This is a genomic window from Pelagihabitans pacificus (assembly GCF_009371985.2).
GTDB classification, from domain to species: domain Bacteria; phylum Bacteroidota; class Bacteroidia; order Flavobacteriales; family Flavobacteriaceae; genus Pelagihabitans; species Pelagihabitans pacificus.
The window spans coordinates 931,063-947,029 of record NZ_VIKU02000001.1; the positions used below are offsets into that span (position 1 = coordinate 931,063).

A 15,967-nucleotide genomic window follows, 5' to 3' on the forward strand; every position below is an offset into this window, starting at 1 on the left:
AGGCTGGAAATTTGCCCGATTGCTAGACCAATTCAAGTAATCCCAACTTGGGTTTGACGATTTTTTCCGCTCCAATCATCTGACAAATCCAATGTAAGGGTTAAACCCAATCTATTAAGATTGTCAGATTAAGTCTTACCTATTACAATATAAGCCAGCCTATTCTGTATATAGTTACCCTTTCCGAACTTATCACACAAACGGTCCCATCTATAGAGCCTTAAAAATATTACCTTTCGACAACTTCCTTGAGTTTGGACAAGGCCCTTGGCCAAGATTCTTTGAAATATTCTTCCCATTCTGGCGCGGAATCCATTCGTACTTTTAGGATAGTTATATCATTTTCTTGAACAAATGTGTATTCTTCCAAAGCACCTGAGAAGGCATCTACCTTTTCCCCTACAACTATTTCTTCTCCATCCTCCAAAATTCCGGTATGTTCAATACTCACGAAGTCGTTGGGTCGGTTTTCGTTGATACGGCTGACCATTCCGCAGGCTTTCCCATCGGCATCATCCGACAAAAAGAGGATTTTTGAGCCCTTTTCCCAACTTCCCTGATAGCGCGAAGTGGGACTGAATTCAGCGGTCCATTTTTCAAAGGTCTTTTTGCCCAACATCGTTTCATACACTTTCGATGCTGGCGCGTTGATTTTTGTTTCAAAATGCAGTGTTTTCATCTGTTTGTTTTTTAATTGCTGGTCTATTGTTTTCTTTTGCCTAAAGTGGTGCCTGCAGTGCATCTCGGCGAACTGAAACCATTCATGGGCAGTCAAAAATTGATGGCCAGGATGTTTGGACTTGCCCTTCGAGTTACTTGTTGAAATGGTATCGGTCATTTGTCGTACATCACTTTTGAGTCTTTCCAATTTGTCGACCAACTCGTTTATAGAGTTGGGTTGCTTCGGTTCGTCCATATCTTCCGGCCCTTTAAAGCGCTCATCAGGAAAGCTATTCGCTATAAACCATGCCGCAATTGTTGGACTTTTTGATTTTTGAAGATGTTGGGTGTCGACCAAAGCTTTCCTCGCCTGTAAAAAATACCAGTCCGTTTCAATGACGAGGTGATTGATAAGCTGCCCAATTGACCATTGTTTAGGCGTTGGTTGTTTTCGTAGGACATTAAGTTCATACTCCTGAACGATGCTTTGCCATTTGTTCAGGTCATCCAAAAAGTCTTTCTTTATTTCCCCAAGACCTCTCATTGGTTTTCCTGAATTAGTGATATTATGTTGCCTGCTGGGTCTTTGAACCAGGCTATGGCGAATCGGTCATCTCTGCGACAGATACCCTTTTCATCCGTTTTCATGGGTTCCGGATATTGCTCAAAGGTGATTCCTTTGGCAATCAAATCATCCACCTCACTTTGTATGTTTTTTACCTCAAAATTAAGCACCGTAAAGGTGGCAGGTTGGTGATTTTCTTTGGGATAGATAACAAATCTATTGCTACCGCCCGCTTTGATTTCCAAGATACCCATTTCGTTTTCAACCACTTGCAAACCCAAGGTTTCTCCATAAAATTTTTTTGAAGACTCGATGTTATTGGTCGCATAGGAGTTGAAGGTGTAGCTTTCCCGTAGCATTTGTCTCTATTAGTAGCCTTTAAATTTATGAAACTCCGTGATTGTCAGATAGTATCCGTCAGGGTCACGAAGCGAAAATTCCTTTTTTTGTGAGTTCGGATTTACATGGATTTCCTCCTCAACTGGGTACTTCATTTGCTCCACATTCTTTCGTATTTCTTCCATTTGATCCGTCCGGAAATACAATATGAGTCCATTTCCTGGAGTAACATTTGGATTCATCATCGTTGGATGCTCATGTGCTCCCCACTGATGCAGGCAGAGCATGATGTCATCATTCTTGTCAACTAGAACGGCGAATTCATCCCCGCCATGCTTTCTTGCATACCCAAATACGGATTCATACCATTGGGCACTGATATTTACGTCTTTTACGGCAATGATTGGGTCTATTTGCATCTTGAGTTATTGATTTTCGTGATACCCTTTTCTAACGAGTCGTTTTGAAATCCACCAATAATTTCCACTAGGGTCAACAATTCCAGATTGTCGATCACCATAATCCATATCTGAAGGCTCAAGTTCACTGATGGCTCCATGTTCAATGGCTCTTTTATGCATTTCATCGACGTCCTCAACATAGAGATAAAACGCCGTTCGCATATTCAAAAACTGACCCCTTGCTTGGCTTATCATAAAACAGGAATTTCCAATTTTAAGAATCACATTGGCAATATCTCCGTTTTTAGGGTTTATGGAACGGTTTATTTCCTCGGCATAGAAGGCATATTTCAGGAAATCTATCAGCTCTTCAGGATTTTCAATAAACAAATAGCTATTTACAGTGCCGAATCCCTCTGGTCTATAGGTTTCAAAAATTTTCTTCATAAAGTCTGCATTTTAGATGGCTGAATAATACTGTTTCTATTCCCTTCCGTATCATAAAAGGCAACGTAAAAACCAAAATTTGGAATGTTATGGGGTTCACCCAAAACGGCTCCGCCATGTTGTTTTATGGCCTTCATGGATTCCTCGATATCCCCGACACCGATCACCACCGACGGATACTGCCCTGGTCTATTAGGATTTAAAGGAAAGAAGCCGCCATTTATTGTCCCAGCTGGCGAACCCGGTTTGGCATCTGTTTCTGCCGTCGTGGCCAAAATATAGCTACCAAAGTCCGCTCCCGAAGGGGTCAATTCCCACCCAAAAACCGTTTTGTAAAATGCGGATATTCTTTCTCCGTCCTTATAGGGAAACTCAAAATGTACTACGGGATTCATGATTCCATTTTTTTAAGGTTATCTCAGCCAAAGGACCGTGTTAAAGTTTGACGACATAGGATTGCATTTCCTTCAAAACCATACTTGTTGTGTTGGTGAAGGAATAGACATCGCAAAAGACATAGGTATGATCCCCCATTCGCATCTCACCATTGGCTGCAGCCTCCCTTCCATGGGTAATAATGCTATTCAAAGTCATTTCATCAGCTGTATATTGTTTCATGATGTGGATTTCCTCACGAAATACTTCTTTGCCCTCAATTTTCTTGTCACCATAAATGGTCCAAACCATATCGTCACTGGCATGTTCTACAATGAAATTAGCATTTCCTTTGGCGAAAGCGATATTCAGTTCTTTCAAGAATTCTTTTCTTGGCGAATTGCCACAATCGGCTTGTATATTGATTTTGGTCATCTCGGTTTCAATTGGATTCGACGTACTTTTTAAAATTATCCAAAATAGCCTGCCAGCCCTGTTGTTGTTGCTCCAAGGTATTGATGTCCTCTACTTCAAAGGTTTCGACAATGGAAACGGTATCACCCACTTTCGTGAAATTGATGCTGACCTTTCTTCCATCCTCAAGCACATACGCAATCGATGATCTTGGTTCCATCTTGGTATAGGTGCCCTCATAATCGAAGCCCATACTACCATCTTTGGCTTCCATACGGTAATTGAATGACTTTCCAACCTCCAGGTCGTTACTCGCTTTTGGACAATGCCATTCAGGGATGGCAAAATTCCAATTGACGATATGTTCGGGGTTGGTCCAACACTCCCAGATTTTGTCGATACCACCATTAACTTTTGTCGCTACCGTGATTGTTTTCATCATCTTTATTGCTTTTGTGTGCCAATGGCCCAAGTGTTTCCCATATCATCCTGGAACATTCCCCGCTTGTCAGGGTCGTCGTCCTTATTCCTGGGCACTTCAAGGCCTTGACAACCTGCTCTAAGGGCTTTTTCATATACTTTGTCTACATCGGGGACGTATACATGAAGCAAAAGACTGTTTGCAGGATAATCTGCTGTTGTACCACTCAGCATGACAATGGAGTCCATGATCTTGACTTCGGCATGGTTGATTTGTCCATCATCTTTTGTAAAGCATCGCGTTACATCTCCATCAAAAACTGTTTTCAGAAAGTCGATGAAGCATTGTGGGTCATCGACAATGAAATAAGGGGAAACACAATTGTAGCCGTCGGGTTTAAAGTTTGTTTCCATTAATTATTTTAATCGAATTAATTCTCCTTTTCTTTTGACGATGTTCTTATAGTCCCACTGGATTTCCCTAGCTTTTTGGAGCCACCTTTTCAAGGTTTTTGGGTCAATTTGGTCAACATTTGTATAGAAGATAGAAGCGTCCTTAAAGGTTGCGCCCAACACATTCAACCCTTGCTCCCCAAAACTGGCTCCACTCCAAAACATCAAACGAATACCTGCTTTCTGCTTGCTGTATCCTACAATGGGATTTTCGTTTAAAAACCAAACAGGGTGCCCATGCCAGATTTTGCCTTGGGCCTCAGGCAAGAACTGTCGTATGAGTTGCTCTAGTTGCTCACAGATCCATCGGTCGTCCCCGGTTTGTGCAGTATGGTATGAAGCGATTTCGGATGTCATTCCATATTTTTTAGAAATCGGGATTGAAATTCACCATCCACATGACCCCGAATTTATCGGTAAAAGCGCCAAAATAATCGCCCCAGAATTGGTCTTCCATGGGCATTTCGATGTCACCACCTGCTGATAGCCCGTTGAACAATCTGTCGGCTTCTTCCCGGGATTCTGGGTGTATGGATATGTAATTGTTGTTTCCAGCATTCAACTTGTGACCCACAGAGGGCAGAATATCCGAAGCCATGAGGATGGTGTTGTTACCTATGGGCAGCGAGATATGCATGGTACGATTCTTCTCATTTTCCGGAAGCTTGTCCGTATCGGGGGCATCGCTCATTTTCATATGGGAAATGAACTCCCCTCCGAAGATGGATTTGTAAAAACGGAATGCTTCCTCTGCATTGCCGTCAAAATTGAGATAAGGATTTACTTTCATGTGTTGATATTTATTGATTTTTGATTGTTGTTTTAAATGACTCGTGCCACCCATTTTGGGGGTTCAAGTCCTTCATTTCTTAGTATCATATTCAGTTGGGCGGCATGATGCTGAATGTGCCGTAGGTTATAGAGCAATATTTCGATAAGGGAATAGTCCATTTTACCAACTTCGACATCCTCCATAAAACGGGGATTCCCATTTTCCTTAATACTCATAATTAAACTAAGGCACTTCTTCTTGCTTGATTTGATGTACTCCAAAAGCTGTTCTTTGGGGTAATGCTCATTGGGCAGCACATCATCCAAGGCCTCCTTGGGCATATCTTCCTTTTCTACAATGGTAAATGGTAGACGTGGTTCAAAATCTGTCGGGGGAACAGTCAGGTAATAGTCCAGAAAAACAATAGCATGATAGGCCATATAGAAAAAGCGCTTATTGGTTTTGTACAGGGTTGAAGGACACGCATCAAGTGCATTGATCAACATATCGATACTGGCACCGAACTGTTGCCAAAGACTGTTTTTTAATTCTTCTAGCATATATTAATTTGGTTTAAGATTTAGGCATTTTCTCTATGTCCATATGCAGCATGTTCCAGCAATGGCCGTCCAAATCGCCAAAACTGAACAAATACATCCAGCCATCGACCTCTTGGGGAGTTTGATAAACGGTTCCTCCTGCTTTTTTAACCGCTTCGGCAAAAGCATCCACTTCATCCTTACTCTGGGCATCGATATTGATAAGCATTTCATTGCTTTCATTCGTATCGGTCACCTTTTTTTGAAGCCATTGGCTCATTTGTTCCTGTGGAAACAACATCACTACAAAGTCATGTTCACCTATTAAAAAACTGCCCAAATGCTCCGCGTTTCGATGCATTGGATTCTCACGAAAACCAATGTTCCTAAAGAATTGTTTGGACCTTTGTAGGTCTTTGACGGGTAAGTTCAACCAGATTGTTTTCATTCTATATTGGTTTGTTGTTCAAATAGTTACCTTAAAGATACATGACAAAGATGGAATTTTGACATTGTGATTCCGTCAATTTGAGGGGTTGATTGCGACACGGGTTTAAATTATCTTTAGCTATCAAAACAATCAAGTGATGAAGCATATATCCATATTGATACCAAAAGGACACGTTAGCGTGGTCAACGTGGCCGGAACCCATCAAATGTTGACTTGGGTGAACCAATTTTATGAGGAAACTGGAAGAGATTCCTTATTCCAAATTCAATTGGTGGGGCTGGACACTGAAGTAGATGGCAAAGGGGGCCTTTTTGCGACCAAACCAGAAGTTAGCATTAAAGATGTCATTAAAACCGACCTTATCATCATACCCGCCATTCATGACGATTTTGAAACGGTCTTGGACAGAAACAGGAGATTAATGCCTTGGATCGTGGGGCAGTACAAAGAGGGGGCAGAAATCGTAAGCCTTTGTGTGTCTTCCTTCTTTTTGGCAGCGACCGGTTTGCTGGATGGCAAGCCCTGTTCAACCCATTGGCAATTTGCCCAAACATTTAGGGAGCACTTTCCGAAAGCAATCCTCACCGATGAGCGGATAGTAACCGATGCCGATGGTATCTATACCAGTGGTGGGGCCTATGCGTTTACCAATTTGGTCATATATCTTATTGAAAAGTATGCAGGAAGGGAAACAGCGGTTATGGCCGCCAAAGGATTTATGGTTGATATTGAGCGAAGCAGCCAGTCGCCTTTTATGGTATTCTCCGGCCAAAAGAACCACAAGGATGATATGGTACTCAAAGCACAGGAGTACATAGAAGAGAACTATCAGGACAAGATTTCCGTCAATGACCTTTGTGGAGACATGGCGCTAAGCAGAAGGACTTTTGAGCGTCGTTTTAAAAACGCCACTTCCAATACGGTGCTGGAATATTTGCAACGGGTCAAAATCGAGGCCGCCAAGAAGGAACTCGAAAAAGGCAGGAAAACCGTCAACGAGGTTATGTATGCTGTGGGCTATAACGATGCCAAGGCCTTTCGGGATGTATTTCGAAAAGTGACCAGTATGTCGCCTTTGCAATATCAAAAGAAATATAGTGTTCCTGTTCATTGAATCAGCCACATACACCATCAATCCTCAATGTTATCTAATTCCTAACCCACCAATTACTTCTAATTCTTTCCCTTTTTGCGGACTTCCTTTCAGTATTGGGATGGCTTTTCCAATAAGTTCCTTCACTCCGAGAACATTCAGAGAATTGTCATGTGCTTGTTTGTTATCCCAAATCTCCGTTACCCATACCTCATTCGGATATGTTTTATCAACACCCACTGCATACAATCTGCAACCTTTAGCCGATTCCATCAGTTTAGCCGCCTCAAGTAATATGCTGGAAAGCTCTTGTCCTTTTCCTTCCTTGGCAGTCAGTTTTCCATGCAGCCCGTAAGAAGTATTGTTTTCCAGATTGGTAAAACCCAATCTTGGCGAGCACTGAATAAAGAGTGCTGTGCATATGATTATGTAGAAGACTTTTTTCATGTAGATTCATTTACGCTTTGTACGCATTGCTTTGACTTTCTTTATGGAATCATCTTCTAAAAAATCTTTGTACTCCTCGGTTTCTGCCCCGTAGATGGCAATTTTACCTTCTTCATCAGCATGTACTCCCCAGCCAAATTTTTTGGTCAGTGGTGAAGCTCGAAGACAAGGGCGACCCTTTGAAAAGTACTGCTCCCTTTGTTCTTCCAACTCGTGTTCATCAAAATTTTGCCTTGTGGCGAAAACACCAAATAGCACATCGTCTGAAGTATACTTGTAGGGGTTCTCATGTAACATTTCAAACTGTAGGTTGGCAATGGACTTCTTTTCCCCTTTAAGTGGGGGCATTTCACCTTTAGCTGTTGGACTGTCGGGAGCTATTTCGATAAAGGTGTTGTAATAGTTTATTGAATGCATGTCTATCGTTTTTGGTAAAAATAAGCAGGCGCTGTGTCAACCCTTTGTCGCAGGTACATTGAAATGGTTATCGCGTTGTGTCTTTTCGTATTCTTGCATCGTCATTTTGTGGGGAGGAAAGTGCTCATCCTTTAAGGTCAATTTCTGGATTCTGTCCAATCTGAAGTTTCGATATTCGTTTCGTAATCGACACCAGGCAATTACTACCCAATTCTCTTCCATGTTGTGATAGATGGCAAATGGTTCAATATCTCTAGCGCTGATTTTCTTTTCACCGGCCTTTTTATAGTGTATCTCAATAACGAGAAAGTTTGTGAGTGCCTTTTGAATTTCTGCTAAAAAAGTACTTGTTGTTTCGTCTTGCCAGTTTTTACCAATAATGGTCCTATGAGCAAGAAAATCTGCTTTTTCTTTTTCACTCGTTCTTAAAACGGCCTTGATTTTGTCAATTGCGGAATTGAATTCTCGAATCAGGGATTCATCCTTGGTCTTATCAATCATCTTCTTACCAAAGATTAAAGCGTTGGCTTCCGATTCGGTAAACATTACCGGTGGAATAACATAGCCCTCCATTAGCGTGTAACCTTCACCTTCCAAAGAGACTATGGGCACACCGACCTGTTCCAAAGCCGTTAGGTCACGGTATATAGTTCTTTTACTGACGCCAAAGGAATTCGCCAATTGCTGCACTTTTACTGCGGGTCTGGATTGCAGTTTAAGCAGAATGGATGTCAGCCGTGACAGTCTGGATATGTTGCTTGAATACGACATTTAGATTTTTTTTCTACTGTTATATTTATCGTGAAGGCCTTCTCCATTCAAAATTTTTCCGGTACATTTTTCGATTCTAGATTCACGGGTCTTTGATTGTTTGGGCTGTGAGAAATAAAGAATGTACCCTCGTTGTCTTCCAGGGGTCAACGATTCAAATGCCGACTTTAAGACGGGGTCCTCTTCGAACTTATGTTCCAGTTCTGCAGGAATGGGCTCAGGGTTTTTCTTGAAATGTACTTTAAGGCCTGCCTTTTCCACCTCGATGGCTTCATAAATGTATGATTTTACAACAGCTTCCATTTCAGGAATTCTCTCAGCATCTACAAACTTGATGTAACGTGCCGATTGGGAGTTTGGCCCAGGCATTTCTAAAATATCTTTAGCGTCCTTTAATAGAACACCTTTGAAGAAACTTATGACACTATAGTTCTTGAGCGCACTTACAGTTAACACATTGCTATTGTTAAAGGTGTAGCATGGCACTCCCCACTTTAGCTCTTCTGTCAACCCACAGTCCAAGACGATTGTTCTTAGTTTTTCCAGTTCAGCCGTCCATGCATGGACTTTGCAGTCAGGAGTTCCGCCTAACTCACAACGCATACATCCCTGTTCTAAATAATTATCAACTTTTGGATTCATGAGTTAGCTATTTATTTTTGATATAGGTTTTCGACTTTCTGGTCTGAAGTACCAGGAAACCACTGTGAGAATAAGGAGTAGTGTCGCCCCAAAATATTCCATCAATCCATCATTAACGGCTAGATGTGAAAAGATGGCTCCAGACATCAGAAAGGCAAAACCGGCATAGGCCCATTCTTTTACTAAGGGAAGCTTCGGTATCAAAACGGCAATAATGCCTAATAGTTTCCAGATTCCAATTATTGAAAGCAAGTAAAGAGGATAACCTAATTGGGCCATTTTTTCTGCCTCTTCATCCAAGGGTATCAATTGAACGACTCCAGTGGAGACCATCCCTAGTGATAACCAAACAGTGGCAATCCAGTAAATTATTTTATTCCTTTTTTTCATGTGCATTAGTTTTAGCTGGAAAGGAGTTCTTCGAGTTTGTTATGTGCCCTATTGAGACCAAAAGCAAACGGAAGTTTTAACAAGTTGTCTCTGTCGGAAATAGATTTAAAGACAATAAGCATTTCAAGCTTGCTGTTATTTTCGTTGATTTCTTGAAATTCGAGAAACTCCAATTGTACAGGAAAGGTTGTGTTTTCCATTTCAAAAGTCCGAGTGATTTTTTGATTGGGCTCAAATTCATGGATGGTACCATTAAAGCCATGCTTGTTTCCTTGTGGGTCAGTGGTTTCGAAGTGATAACTTCCGTGCTTTTTGCTTTCCAGTTTTATAACTTTTGTTCCCATCCAATGTTCCACAATTTCAGGGTTAACATAAGCTTTGAAAAGAGATTCCAATGGCAACTCAAACACTCGTGAAATTCGTATCTCTTGTTTGCCTTCCTCGGCAACTACTTTGGTCTTTTGCTCCATACTATGCTTTGTTTGGTTGGTTTTTCATAATAGTCTCAAGCTTATCAAAACGTTCATCCCACATCTTGCGATAAGGTTCAATGAAGTTTGCAATTTCTTTCAACTTTTCAGGATTTAAGTGATAATAGATTTCCCTACCTGTCTGTTCCTGTTTCAGTAGCTCACATTCGGTGAGTATCTGAATGTGCTTGGATATCGTCTGCCTTGAAAAATCAAATTCTTCAGCTATAGCCCCTGGGGTCATTGCCTGAACAGCGACCATTGAAATGATAACCCTCCTGGTTGGGTCGGCAATAGCTTGAAACACATCTCTTCTTAATTTCATTACGCAGTCATTTGACTGCAAATATACAAAATGCAATCATTTGACTGCGCAAATTTGTATGTGGAATTTTCCTCTTGTAAAATGTCCGTTTTATTGCACTAAGTAAAAGAACTGAAAGCAATTATTAGTGTAGCCTCATTTCTGGTCATTCTTGGTTGTATCGCTAATTGATCTTATATGGTACATTTTGAATTCAAGACCAAACTAATACGGTGAACCCCCTGCGTGAAGAACTTGTGATATGAACGATTTTGGTTTTATCGAAGCACTACGTCTATATTTCGAGCTACATTTTATTCGGAATTCAATGGGCTATTACCAAAACTTTTCACAAAGCTAAATTTTACACAATAAAAAAGGCCCCCAAATCTTTCGGAGGCCTTATTTTTATCGGCGGTCTGGAAGGCCTCGGGGGAACTTTTCTTCAAAACCCCCTATTCCAAAGGCCTGCCAAGGGGGCGTTTTTTAGGCTCACCGCAAGGCTTACCTTTTAACGAAGTTTAACGTTTGAAGGAGTTTCCTATATCAACCATCAGCAAGAATGAAAATCATCGTTTTTTCAACTCTATGAATTAAGAACAATAATTAAGTATAAGACCGCGTGCATAAACTGTATTAAAATGGTAAAGGGTTTTAGCTTCCTTTTAATAGGCAAATCTTTGTTAAAGAAAATATGTAGTGAATGACGCAGGTCATTGACAGAAAATGCATATAAATCTACTTTTAACATGCTTTAAGCACAAGCTTTGGATCTACTATTCATAAACCAGCTGACAACTTCCCCCTTCATTTTTTCCTTACATCATCATTTAATCTTACCCAATGAAAAAGTATTTATATTATTTGATGTTACTTTTAATTCCTTTGGTCTCTTGTGAGAAAGATAATTTGGATTCAAAGATTTTAGAAGGAACACAAGCAGGAGATGCAACTACCAAGGTTGACCTGGCTGCTTCAAAAGAGTTTTTTACCGTCATAGGACAGAGTAACCCAGTAGTAGACCTTCCTGCCGTGCAAAATGCCGTAGACAATTACGACAGAATCACACTGAGCGGAGTGTTCGACTTCGGTTCTGACGAAATTACCGGGGGTGTGGATATCACCAGACCCAATGTCATTTTAAAAGGGCCGGCTACCATATTAAATGGGGCGAAGACACAAAGTGTCCCGGAACTTGGAAAGTTAAGAGTCCCCATTAGTATTCGTGCGCCAGGGGTGGAGGTGCGAGACATTGAATTCAACTGTAACCACGACGGTATTCTTGTTTATGTACAAGAAAATGGGAAACCGGTTGTCATCTACAGTAATACGGTTAGTGTAGGTGAATTTGGGGGTGGAGTGGCAATCGCAGCTACCCCGGGTGGTATCAAAGTGCTGAATAATACAATATCTGCCTTCTACCCTTACCTTGCCATTGAAACCACCGGAAATACGGAGATAGTTCAGAATGAGATGCAGGAATGTTTTGAGTGTGTCTTTATATTCGGATTTGACCACAAACTCGATATTCTGGACAATATCATGAGCACTAATTCTTTTGCATTTGAGGGCATGTTCATTGGATCATGGCAAGTAACTACCGAGACAGGACCGGATTGGGGCGATAACCCACCGGTCAGGATCATAGATAATACCATAGAAATTGAGGGTATTGATGCAGCGGGGATTATAGTTGGCACTTCCGCCCACGGTATTAATAACACCTTGGTCAAGGGCAATGTAATAACCGGTACAGGAGGTTATTCCGGTCTATTGAAAGAACCCTATGGTCGCAATAACAGATTCATCAACAATGATCTTAGCGGGTTAACGACCTATGGGCCGCAACTCTGGTTGCATGGAGGTAGGAACAACCATTTCCAAAACAACAAATTGGGAAGCGTTCTACCCATACCAGGAGGTGGATTTGCACCAGTACAACAAGATGCGGCTACCCTGGTCTCAACGGTCAACTGGCATCTTAACGATGGCTTAAATACGCCAGATCCCCTAAATGAGGGAAATCATTTCAGCAATAATGACTACGGCCAAACGGGCGTATCTGGCTGGTCAGAGGATACGGGATCCATAGGTGCTGTGTTGCTCTTAGATTTCATCCAGAGGTTTGATTCAGATGGATTTCCTTTTGAAGAGCCCTTTGCTATGGAGAACTTCGTTTCTGAGAAAAAATTTCCTGCTGGGACTGACCTATGTGACCAGGTGCTCGACATTGGTGGTACAAATCATATTGCTGGCTGGAAGGCCTGTGAATCTCACACTAAAATGGCCTATGAGATGGCGAGCAAGAGCTACAAGAATTTCGGCCAGCGACATAAAGATAGGAACCGGAAACGAATGGAGATTTTGGAAAAGTTCAGAGAATAAATGGAAAAACTGGACATGCCGGCTATACCTGGAGTTCATTACAACAAAAGCCTGGAAACTAAAAGTTTTCGGGCTTTTTGGTTATTCTTCAAGTCTAAAGGTGACCTAACTGGCGCTTATTTTTCTTTACATTTTCAATCATAATTCTCGATACAACGTGATGAGAATTTCAAAAAGTAAGGAATATCCTTCGTTTATCCATACGCTGAAATTCGACCAATGGTTTATTAAAAAAAGTCATTTTCATTTGCTATAAACTCGGTCATCCTTTTATATACTAAAGGCGAAAGGGTTGAGCCAAATAACACTCCTAATCAGCTCATATTTCGTAGTTTTTGAGCCGAATAGGAAAATTATTCGGCTCATACCCCTTGGTTCTTAGCGAGCGTTACAGAGATTTGCAAGACCTAGTCACAAAAGATATTTCAACCCTATGGGTGGAGGACGTGCGAGGTATGAAATTAATAGTAAGCCGATATTGTTCGTAACGGCCTTCCAGTTTAGGAAAACAATATTATACTAGGTAACTTGAGTTAGTTACTTTCCAAAAAACCTGATCTGTTTCTTTCTGCTTGCAAAAAATCTTCCAATTTGCCCGATAAACTTCTTTCGATTTCTGGTTCTGATCCAAGCAAATTGTAAAGTTCTCTATGATCCTGTTGTAAATTAAATAATTCAACAGGATTTATACTATCTGCCAACATTTTCCACTTACCTTCAATGACTACAGAAGTTGAAAATGGCTTTGGTTTAGGTCCTTGATTTTGAAAATGTTTGTAGAGATCCATTTGCCAAAATAGAGGTTCTCGCAAAGTATATCCCTCATTGTCTGTAAAAACGTTCCATTGGCTTTTACCATCCAGATTTAAAGAGTCCTCGATTTTGATGTTGACCGCATCGCATACCGTTGGCAAAAGGTCCGCCATATGTATGGTGTTAAAAGAGTGCGAATTTTGTGGGATTTTATTTTTCCAAACAGCAAACATGGGAACTCGAATGCCCCCTTCATGTAAATCAGTTTTACCTCCCCTAAAAGGACCCGGACTACCCTCATATGCCGGACCGTTATCCGAGGTAAATAGTATCAGTGTATTTTCAAATATCCCCTTTCCTTTCAGGTGACGAATTAAACGTCCAATATTTGCATCAAGATGCGAAACCATGGATCGAAATTTTAATTGGTCACCCTGAACACCAAGTCTTTTGTATTTTGAGTAATGCGGTTCTGGTGCCGGTTCATAAGGTGTATGGGGCACATCAAACCATAAATTCAAAAAGAAAGGCTTCTGGGCCTTGGTGCTCATATCTATTACCTCTATAGCCTCGTCAACTTTTATTTCAGTCCAGTGTCCTGAATTCTCTTTGGCTCTTTGATCATTGCGAACCATATATTTTCCGCCTTGACGGTACAATTGCCTTTTGTTTATTAAATCAGGTCTTATGGGCGCTCCTTCAATACTTGTCAAACTATGGTCAAAACCATGTTGCAAAGGGCCTGGATTTGCTTTTTGACCTAGGTTCCGAGCCTTATAATCTTTAGGACGTAGCCCACCAAGGTGCCATTTGCCTATATGGGCAGTAAAGTATCCGGCCCTGCCCAAAATCTCGGAAATGGTTGTAGCGCTTGTTGGTAGATGCTCCTCTTCATCGGTGAAATGCCGTCTGATGTCAAAACGCAAAGGAAACTTTCCCGTAAGTAGGCAGGCTCTTGATGGTGAACATACTGCAGATCCAGCATAGAAACTTGAGAATCTCATTCCTAATCTCGCCAAAGAATCAATATTTGGAGTTTCAATCGACTGACTACCATATATAGATAGGTCTCCATAGCCCAAGTCGTCAGCTAACAATACTATTACGTTTGGAGGAATCGCTATATCTTCAGTACTCTGAATTTTTTCCTTTTGGCAACGTACTCCGATTGCGAGTGCTGCCGACAAAATAAAAATTACAACTATTGATTTTGGTTGCACGGGTTCAGTTGATTAGCAATTATATTCTTTTAATCGAGTTGTGTGTACATCTATGAAAATAGGTCAATAATTAGTTATCCCTGCTAGTTTAGGAGCCTTCTCATATGGTTCTGAAGTGCATCAAAATTTTGTTTTACATATTCCAAGTCTTCATTCCCATATTATTAATGAAAGGGTAAATCCCCAAATTTATAAGCACGCTATTCGCATAGAACCTACTTATGCTATCAGTGCTCTGCAACATTTAAAGCAAAAGTGAAGACTTATCCCTTTTCATACAGCGGTAAATTAAACAAAATGATGTTTCAAAGGGGCAAGCCCCTTTGAAAATTCCTCCAAATATTCTTTCGGGCCGCTCCGTCCCGACGATTTATGTGGATGGAAACAGTTGTATTCCTACCTCAACCGCTCGGTCTCCAGGTTCACCTCTTCAATGTCCCTAAAAGAATGGGCGTCTAGTACATCCTCTCTATAGGTGCGGTTGAACAGTTCGATGTACCCGTTATGGCCCGGTTGGATGTATTCCATCTCGATGTCCTCGACTTCACGGTAGTTCACGCACACTCTTAAGAGAAACTCGATTCCATTGGCCACACGAATGGCCTACGGCTTGCCATGAATCTCTATCGCATCCCTTCGATATTCCACGATGCGAAGCCCCGGAATGGAGAAGTTTCCCTTCGTACAAAGGGCCTCTCGGTTAAAGTCGCCCATCAGGTCGAAGACACTGAAGCTCCCTCTCATACTGTTTAAAATTAAGATTAATATTCTACTTTTAAACAGTTCGATTTTTTGAGGAAGCTTACAGGCGGCCCTGCAATACTCAAACCTTATCCCAACTTCGTTGGCTCTATTGGCGCAACAGCATGAAGATGTACTTTGATTCACTAGATGACGGGATTGCTTCCTCATTGCATTCGGAAGCGGCCCAAAGGGTGGCCCTTCAATACTCAAACCCTTATGCCAACATCGTTGGCATACTTTTTTATAGTTTCTCAAATTCCAAAAGCGAGCTTTTTGTTTTCGAAACTAAAAAAACCCCACGCACATTGTGCGAAGGGTTTTACTTATTGCGGTCTGGACGGGACTCGAACCCGCGACCCCCTGCGTGACAGGCAGGTATTCTAACCAACTGAACTACCAGACCAATGATTTTATCCTAAAACGGACCCCGGCAACAGCCAGATACAAATCTTGTTCAACGCTTTTTGCAAAGCGTGTGCAAATATACATTGCTTA

At 41.3% G+C, this 15,967-nt stretch carries 24 protein-coding genes and 1 tRNA gene; 2 read left to right on the forward strand and 23 right to left on the reverse strand.

From position 1 onward, the window contains the following. Positions 1–229 precede the first annotated feature (229 nt). The 12 genes from FK220_RS04115 to FK220_RS04170 are packed head-to-tail and all read right to left on the reverse strand — an operon-like array spanning position 230 to position 5,833. The gene (locus tag FK220_RS04115; RefSeq protein ID WP_152573000.1) at positions 230–1,204 is read right to left on the reverse strand and encodes a DinB family protein; all 975 of its coding nucleotides are present in this window, start codon (positions 1,202–1,204) and stop codon (positions 230–232) included. After that, a complete protein-coding gene (locus FK220_RS04120) occupies positions 1,201–1,584 on the reverse strand; it encodes a VOC family protein (RefSeq protein ID WP_152573001.1) in 384 nt (127 codons plus the stop codon). Before FK220_RS04120 ends, FK220_RS04115 begins: the two co-directional genes overlap by 4 nt. A gap of 9 nt (positions 1,585–1,593) precedes the next feature. After that, complete coding sequence (locus tag FK220_RS04125; RefSeq protein WP_152573002.1) at positions 1,594–1,983, reverse strand: VOC family protein; 390 nt, start codon at positions 1,981–1,983, stop codon at positions 1,594–1,596. A 6-nt stretch (positions 1,984–1,989) separates the two neighbouring features. Further along, complete coding sequence (locus FK220_RS04130; RefSeq protein ID WP_152573003.1) at positions 1,990–2,412, reverse strand: VOC family protein; 423 nt, start codon at positions 2,410–2,412, stop codon at positions 1,990–1,992. After that, on the reverse strand, positions 2,409–2,807 hold the full coding sequence (locus FK220_RS04135; RefSeq protein ID WP_152573004.1) for a VOC family protein: 399 nt from the start codon (positions 2,805–2,807) through the stop codon (positions 2,409–2,411). The genes FK220_RS04130 and FK220_RS04135 overlap by 4 nt, the downstream gene beginning before the upstream one ends. 40 nt (positions 2,808–2,847) lie before the next feature. Continuing rightward, positions 2,848–3,222 carry a nuclear transport factor 2 family protein gene (locus tag FK220_RS04140; RefSeq protein WP_152573005.1) on the reverse strand — a complete coding sequence of 125 codons (375 nt, stop codon included), beginning with the start codon at positions 3,220–3,222 and terminating at the stop codon, positions 2,848–2,850. Between the two features lie 7 nt (positions 3,223–3,229). Then, positions 3,230–3,643 carry an SRPBCC family protein gene (locus FK220_RS04145; RefSeq protein ID WP_238718887.1) on the reverse strand — a complete coding sequence of 138 codons (414 nt, stop codon included), beginning with the start codon at positions 3,641–3,643 and terminating at the stop codon, positions 3,230–3,232. Between the two features lie 2 nt (positions 3,644–3,645). Beyond that, positions 3,646–4,035 carry a VOC family protein gene (locus tag FK220_RS04150; RefSeq protein WP_152573006.1) on the reverse strand — a complete coding sequence of 130 codons (390 nt, stop codon included), beginning with the start codon at positions 4,033–4,035 and terminating at the stop codon, positions 3,646–3,648. 3 nt (positions 4,036–4,038) lie between these two features. Beyond that, positions 4,039–4,431, reverse strand: a complete 393-nt coding sequence (locus tag FK220_RS04155) for a DUF1801 domain-containing protein (protein ID WP_152573007.1) — start codon at positions 4,429–4,431, stop codon at positions 4,039–4,041. Between the two features lie 10 nt (positions 4,432–4,441). After that, complete coding sequence (locus FK220_RS04160; RefSeq protein WP_152573008.1) at positions 4,442–4,864, reverse strand: VOC family protein; 423 nt, start codon at positions 4,862–4,864, stop codon at positions 4,442–4,444. 32 nt (positions 4,865–4,896) lie between these two features. Beyond that, on the reverse strand, positions 4,897–5,406 hold the full coding sequence (locus tag FK220_RS04165) for a DinB family protein (protein WP_152573009.1): 510 nt from the start codon (positions 5,404–5,406) through the stop codon (positions 4,897–4,899). A 13-nt stretch (positions 5,407–5,419) separates the two neighbouring features. After that, a complete protein-coding gene (locus FK220_RS04170) occupies positions 5,420–5,833 on the reverse strand; it encodes a VOC family protein (protein WP_152573010.1) in 414 nt (137 codons plus the stop codon). A gap of 139 nt (positions 5,834–5,972) precedes the next feature. Between FK220_RS04170 and FK220_RS04175 the strand changes: the two genes are divergently transcribed. After that, on the forward strand, positions 5,973–6,950 hold the full coding sequence (locus tag FK220_RS04175; protein ID WP_152573011.1) for a GlxA family transcriptional regulator: 978 nt from the start codon (positions 5,973–5,975) through the stop codon (positions 6,948–6,950). Positions 6,951–6,980: 30 nt separating this feature from the next. Here FK220_RS04175 and FK220_RS04180 read toward each other — a convergent pair whose 3' ends face one another. Genes FK220_RS04180 through FK220_RS04210 form a run of 7 tightly spaced genes read right to left on the reverse strand, consistent with a single transcriptional unit; the run spans position 6,981 to position 10,391 of the window. Then, on the reverse strand, positions 6,981–7,376 hold the full coding sequence (locus FK220_RS04180) for a putative quinol monooxygenase (RefSeq protein ID WP_152573012.1): 396 nt from the start codon (positions 7,374–7,376) through the stop codon (positions 6,981–6,983). Between the two features lie 6 nt (positions 7,377–7,382). Beyond that, positions 7,383–7,793 (reverse strand): DUF6157 family protein, encoded by a 411-nt coding sequence (locus FK220_RS04185; protein WP_238718888.1) that lies wholly within the window; start codon positions 7,791–7,793, stop codon positions 7,383–7,385. 36 nt (positions 7,794–7,829) lie between these two features. Next, on the reverse strand, positions 7,830–8,564 hold the full coding sequence (locus FK220_RS04190; RefSeq protein WP_152573014.1) for a helix-turn-helix transcriptional regulator: 735 nt from the start codon (positions 8,562–8,564) through the stop codon (positions 7,830–7,832). Then, on the reverse strand, positions 8,565–9,206 hold the full coding sequence (locus FK220_RS04195) for a YdeI/OmpD-associated family protein (RefSeq protein ID WP_152573015.1): 642 nt from the start codon (positions 9,204–9,206) through the stop codon (positions 8,565–8,567). Positions 9,207–9,209: 3 nt separating this feature from the next. Continuing rightward, positions 9,210–9,596 carry a DoxX family protein gene (locus tag FK220_RS04200; protein ID WP_152573016.1) on the reverse strand — a complete coding sequence of 129 codons (387 nt, stop codon included), beginning with the start codon at positions 9,594–9,596 and terminating at the stop codon, positions 9,210–9,212. Between the two features lie 11 nt (positions 9,597–9,607). After that, positions 9,608–10,066, reverse strand: a complete 459-nt coding sequence (locus tag FK220_RS04205; RefSeq protein WP_152573017.1) for an SRPBCC domain-containing protein — start codon at positions 10,064–10,066, stop codon at positions 9,608–9,610. Between the two features lies 1 nt (position 10,067). After that, positions 10,068–10,391, reverse strand: coding sequence for an ArsR/SmtB family transcription factor (locus FK220_RS04210; protein WP_152573018.1), 324 nt, complete (start codon positions 10,389–10,391; stop codon positions 10,068–10,070). A gap of 822 nt (positions 10,392–11,213) precedes the next feature. Here FK220_RS04210 and FK220_RS04215 point away from each other — a divergent pair. Beyond that, positions 11,214–12,755, forward strand: a complete 1,542-nt coding sequence (locus FK220_RS04215; RefSeq protein WP_152573019.1) for a right-handed parallel beta-helix repeat-containing protein — start codon at positions 11,214–11,216, stop codon at positions 12,753–12,755. Between the two features lie 533 nt (positions 12,756–13,288). Here FK220_RS04215 and FK220_RS04220 read toward each other — a convergent pair. From FK220_RS04220 to FK220_RS04235, 4 genes are all read right to left on the reverse strand, one after another. Then, on the reverse strand, positions 13,289–14,728 hold the full coding sequence (locus FK220_RS04220; protein ID WP_152573020.1) for a sulfatase-like hydrolase/transferase: 1,440 nt from the start codon (positions 14,726–14,728) through the stop codon (positions 13,289–13,291). Between the two features lie 396 nt (positions 14,729–15,124). After that, positions 15,125–15,322, reverse strand: a complete 198-nt coding sequence (locus FK220_RS04225) for an integrase core domain-containing protein (RefSeq protein WP_152573021.1) — start codon at positions 15,320–15,322, stop codon at positions 15,125–15,127. 9 nt (positions 15,323–15,331) lie between these two features. Beyond that, a complete protein-coding gene (locus FK220_RS04230; RefSeq protein WP_166204755.1) occupies positions 15,332–15,472 on the reverse strand; it encodes a hypothetical protein in 141 nt (46 codons plus the stop codon). 329 nt (positions 15,473–15,801) lie between these two features. Continuing rightward, positions 15,802–15,875 (reverse strand) — tRNA-Asp (locus tag FK220_RS04235). Positions 15,876–15,967 lie beyond the last annotated feature (92 nt).

What these genes read in the sequence shown, in the direction of transcription:
- FK220_RS04140 (WP_152573005.1), bottom strand. Translation starts at nt 3,222, where the DNA reads ATGACCAAAATCAATATACAAGCCGATTGTGGCAATTCGCCAAGAAAA.
- FK220_RS04215 (WP_152573019.1), top strand. Translation starts at nt 11,214, where the DNA reads ATGAAAAAGTATTTATATTATTTGATGTTACTTTTAATTCCTTTGGTC.
- FK220_RS04145 (WP_238718887.1), bottom strand. Translation starts at nt 3,643, where the DNA reads ATGATGAAAACAATCACGGTAGCGACAAAAGTTAATGGTGGTATCGAC.
- FK220_RS04195 (WP_152573015.1), bottom strand. Translation starts at nt 9,206, where the DNA reads ATGAATCCAAAAGTTGATAATTATTTAGAACAGGGATGTATGCGTTGT.
- FK220_RS04170 (WP_152573010.1), bottom strand. Translation starts at nt 5,833, where the DNA reads ATGAAAACAATCTGGTTGAACTTACCCGTCAAAGACCTACAAAGGTCC.
- FK220_RS04205 (WP_152573017.1), bottom strand. Translation starts at nt 10,066, where the DNA reads ATGGAGCAAAAGACCAAAGTAGTTGCCGAGGAAGGCAAACAAGAGATA.
- FK220_RS04185 (WP_238718888.1), bottom strand. Translation starts at nt 7,793, where the DNA reads ATGCATTCAATAAACTATTACAACACCTTTATCGAAATAGCTCCCGAC.
- FK220_RS04130 (WP_152573003.1), bottom strand. Translation starts at nt 2,412, where the DNA reads ATGAAGAAAATTTTTGAAACCTATAGACCAGAGGGATTCGGCACTGTA.
- FK220_RS04190 (WP_152573014.1), bottom strand. Translation starts at nt 8,564, where the DNA reads ATGTCGTATTCAAGCAACATATCCAGACTGTCACGGCTGACATCCATT.
- FK220_RS04210 (WP_152573018.1), bottom strand. Translation starts at nt 10,391, where the DNA reads ATGAAATTAAGAAGAGATGTGTTTCAAGCTATTGCCGACCCAACCAGG.
- FK220_RS04120 (WP_152573001.1), bottom strand. Translation starts at nt 1,584, where the DNA reads ATGCTACGGGAAAGCTACACCTTCAACTCCTATGCGACCAATAACATC.
- FK220_RS04165 (WP_152573009.1), bottom strand. Translation starts at nt 5,406, where the DNA reads ATGCTAGAAGAATTAAAAAACAGTCTTTGGCAACAGTTCGGTGCCAGT.
- FK220_RS04160 (WP_152573008.1), bottom strand. Translation starts at nt 4,864, where the DNA reads ATGAAAGTAAATCCTTATCTCAATTTTGACGGCAATGCAGAGGAAGCA.
- FK220_RS04125 (WP_152573002.1), bottom strand. Translation starts at nt 1,983, where the DNA reads ATGCAAATAGACCCAATCATTGCCGTAAAAGACGTAAATATCAGTGCC.
- FK220_RS04135 (WP_152573004.1), bottom strand. Translation starts at nt 2,807, where the DNA reads ATGAATCCCGTAGTACATTTTGAGTTTCCCTATAAGGACGGAGAAAGA.
- FK220_RS04175 (WP_152573011.1), top strand. Translation starts at nt 5,973, where the DNA reads ATGAAGCATATATCCATATTGATACCAAAAGGACACGTTAGCGTGGTC.
- FK220_RS04180 (WP_152573012.1), bottom strand. Translation starts at nt 7,376, where the DNA reads ATGAAAAAAGTCTTCTACATAATCATATGCACAGCACTCTTTATTCAG.
- FK220_RS04155 (WP_152573007.1), bottom strand. Translation starts at nt 4,431, where the DNA reads ATGACATCCGAAATCGCTTCATACCATACTGCACAAACCGGGGACGAC.
- FK220_RS04200 (WP_152573016.1), bottom strand. Translation starts at nt 9,596, where the DNA reads ATGAAAAAAAGGAATAAAATAATTTACTGGATTGCCACTGTTTGGTTA.
- FK220_RS04115 (WP_152573000.1), bottom strand. Translation starts at nt 1,204, where the DNA reads ATGAGAGGTCTTGGGGAAATAAAGAAAGACTTTTTGGATGACCTGAAC.
- FK220_RS04230 (WP_166204755.1), bottom strand. Translation starts at nt 15,472, where the DNA reads ATGAGAGGGAGCTTCAGTGTCTTCGACCTGATGGGCGACTTTAACCGA.
- FK220_RS04150 (WP_152573006.1), bottom strand. Translation starts at nt 4,035, where the DNA reads ATGGAAACAAACTTTAAACCCGACGGCTACAATTGTGTTTCCCCTTAT.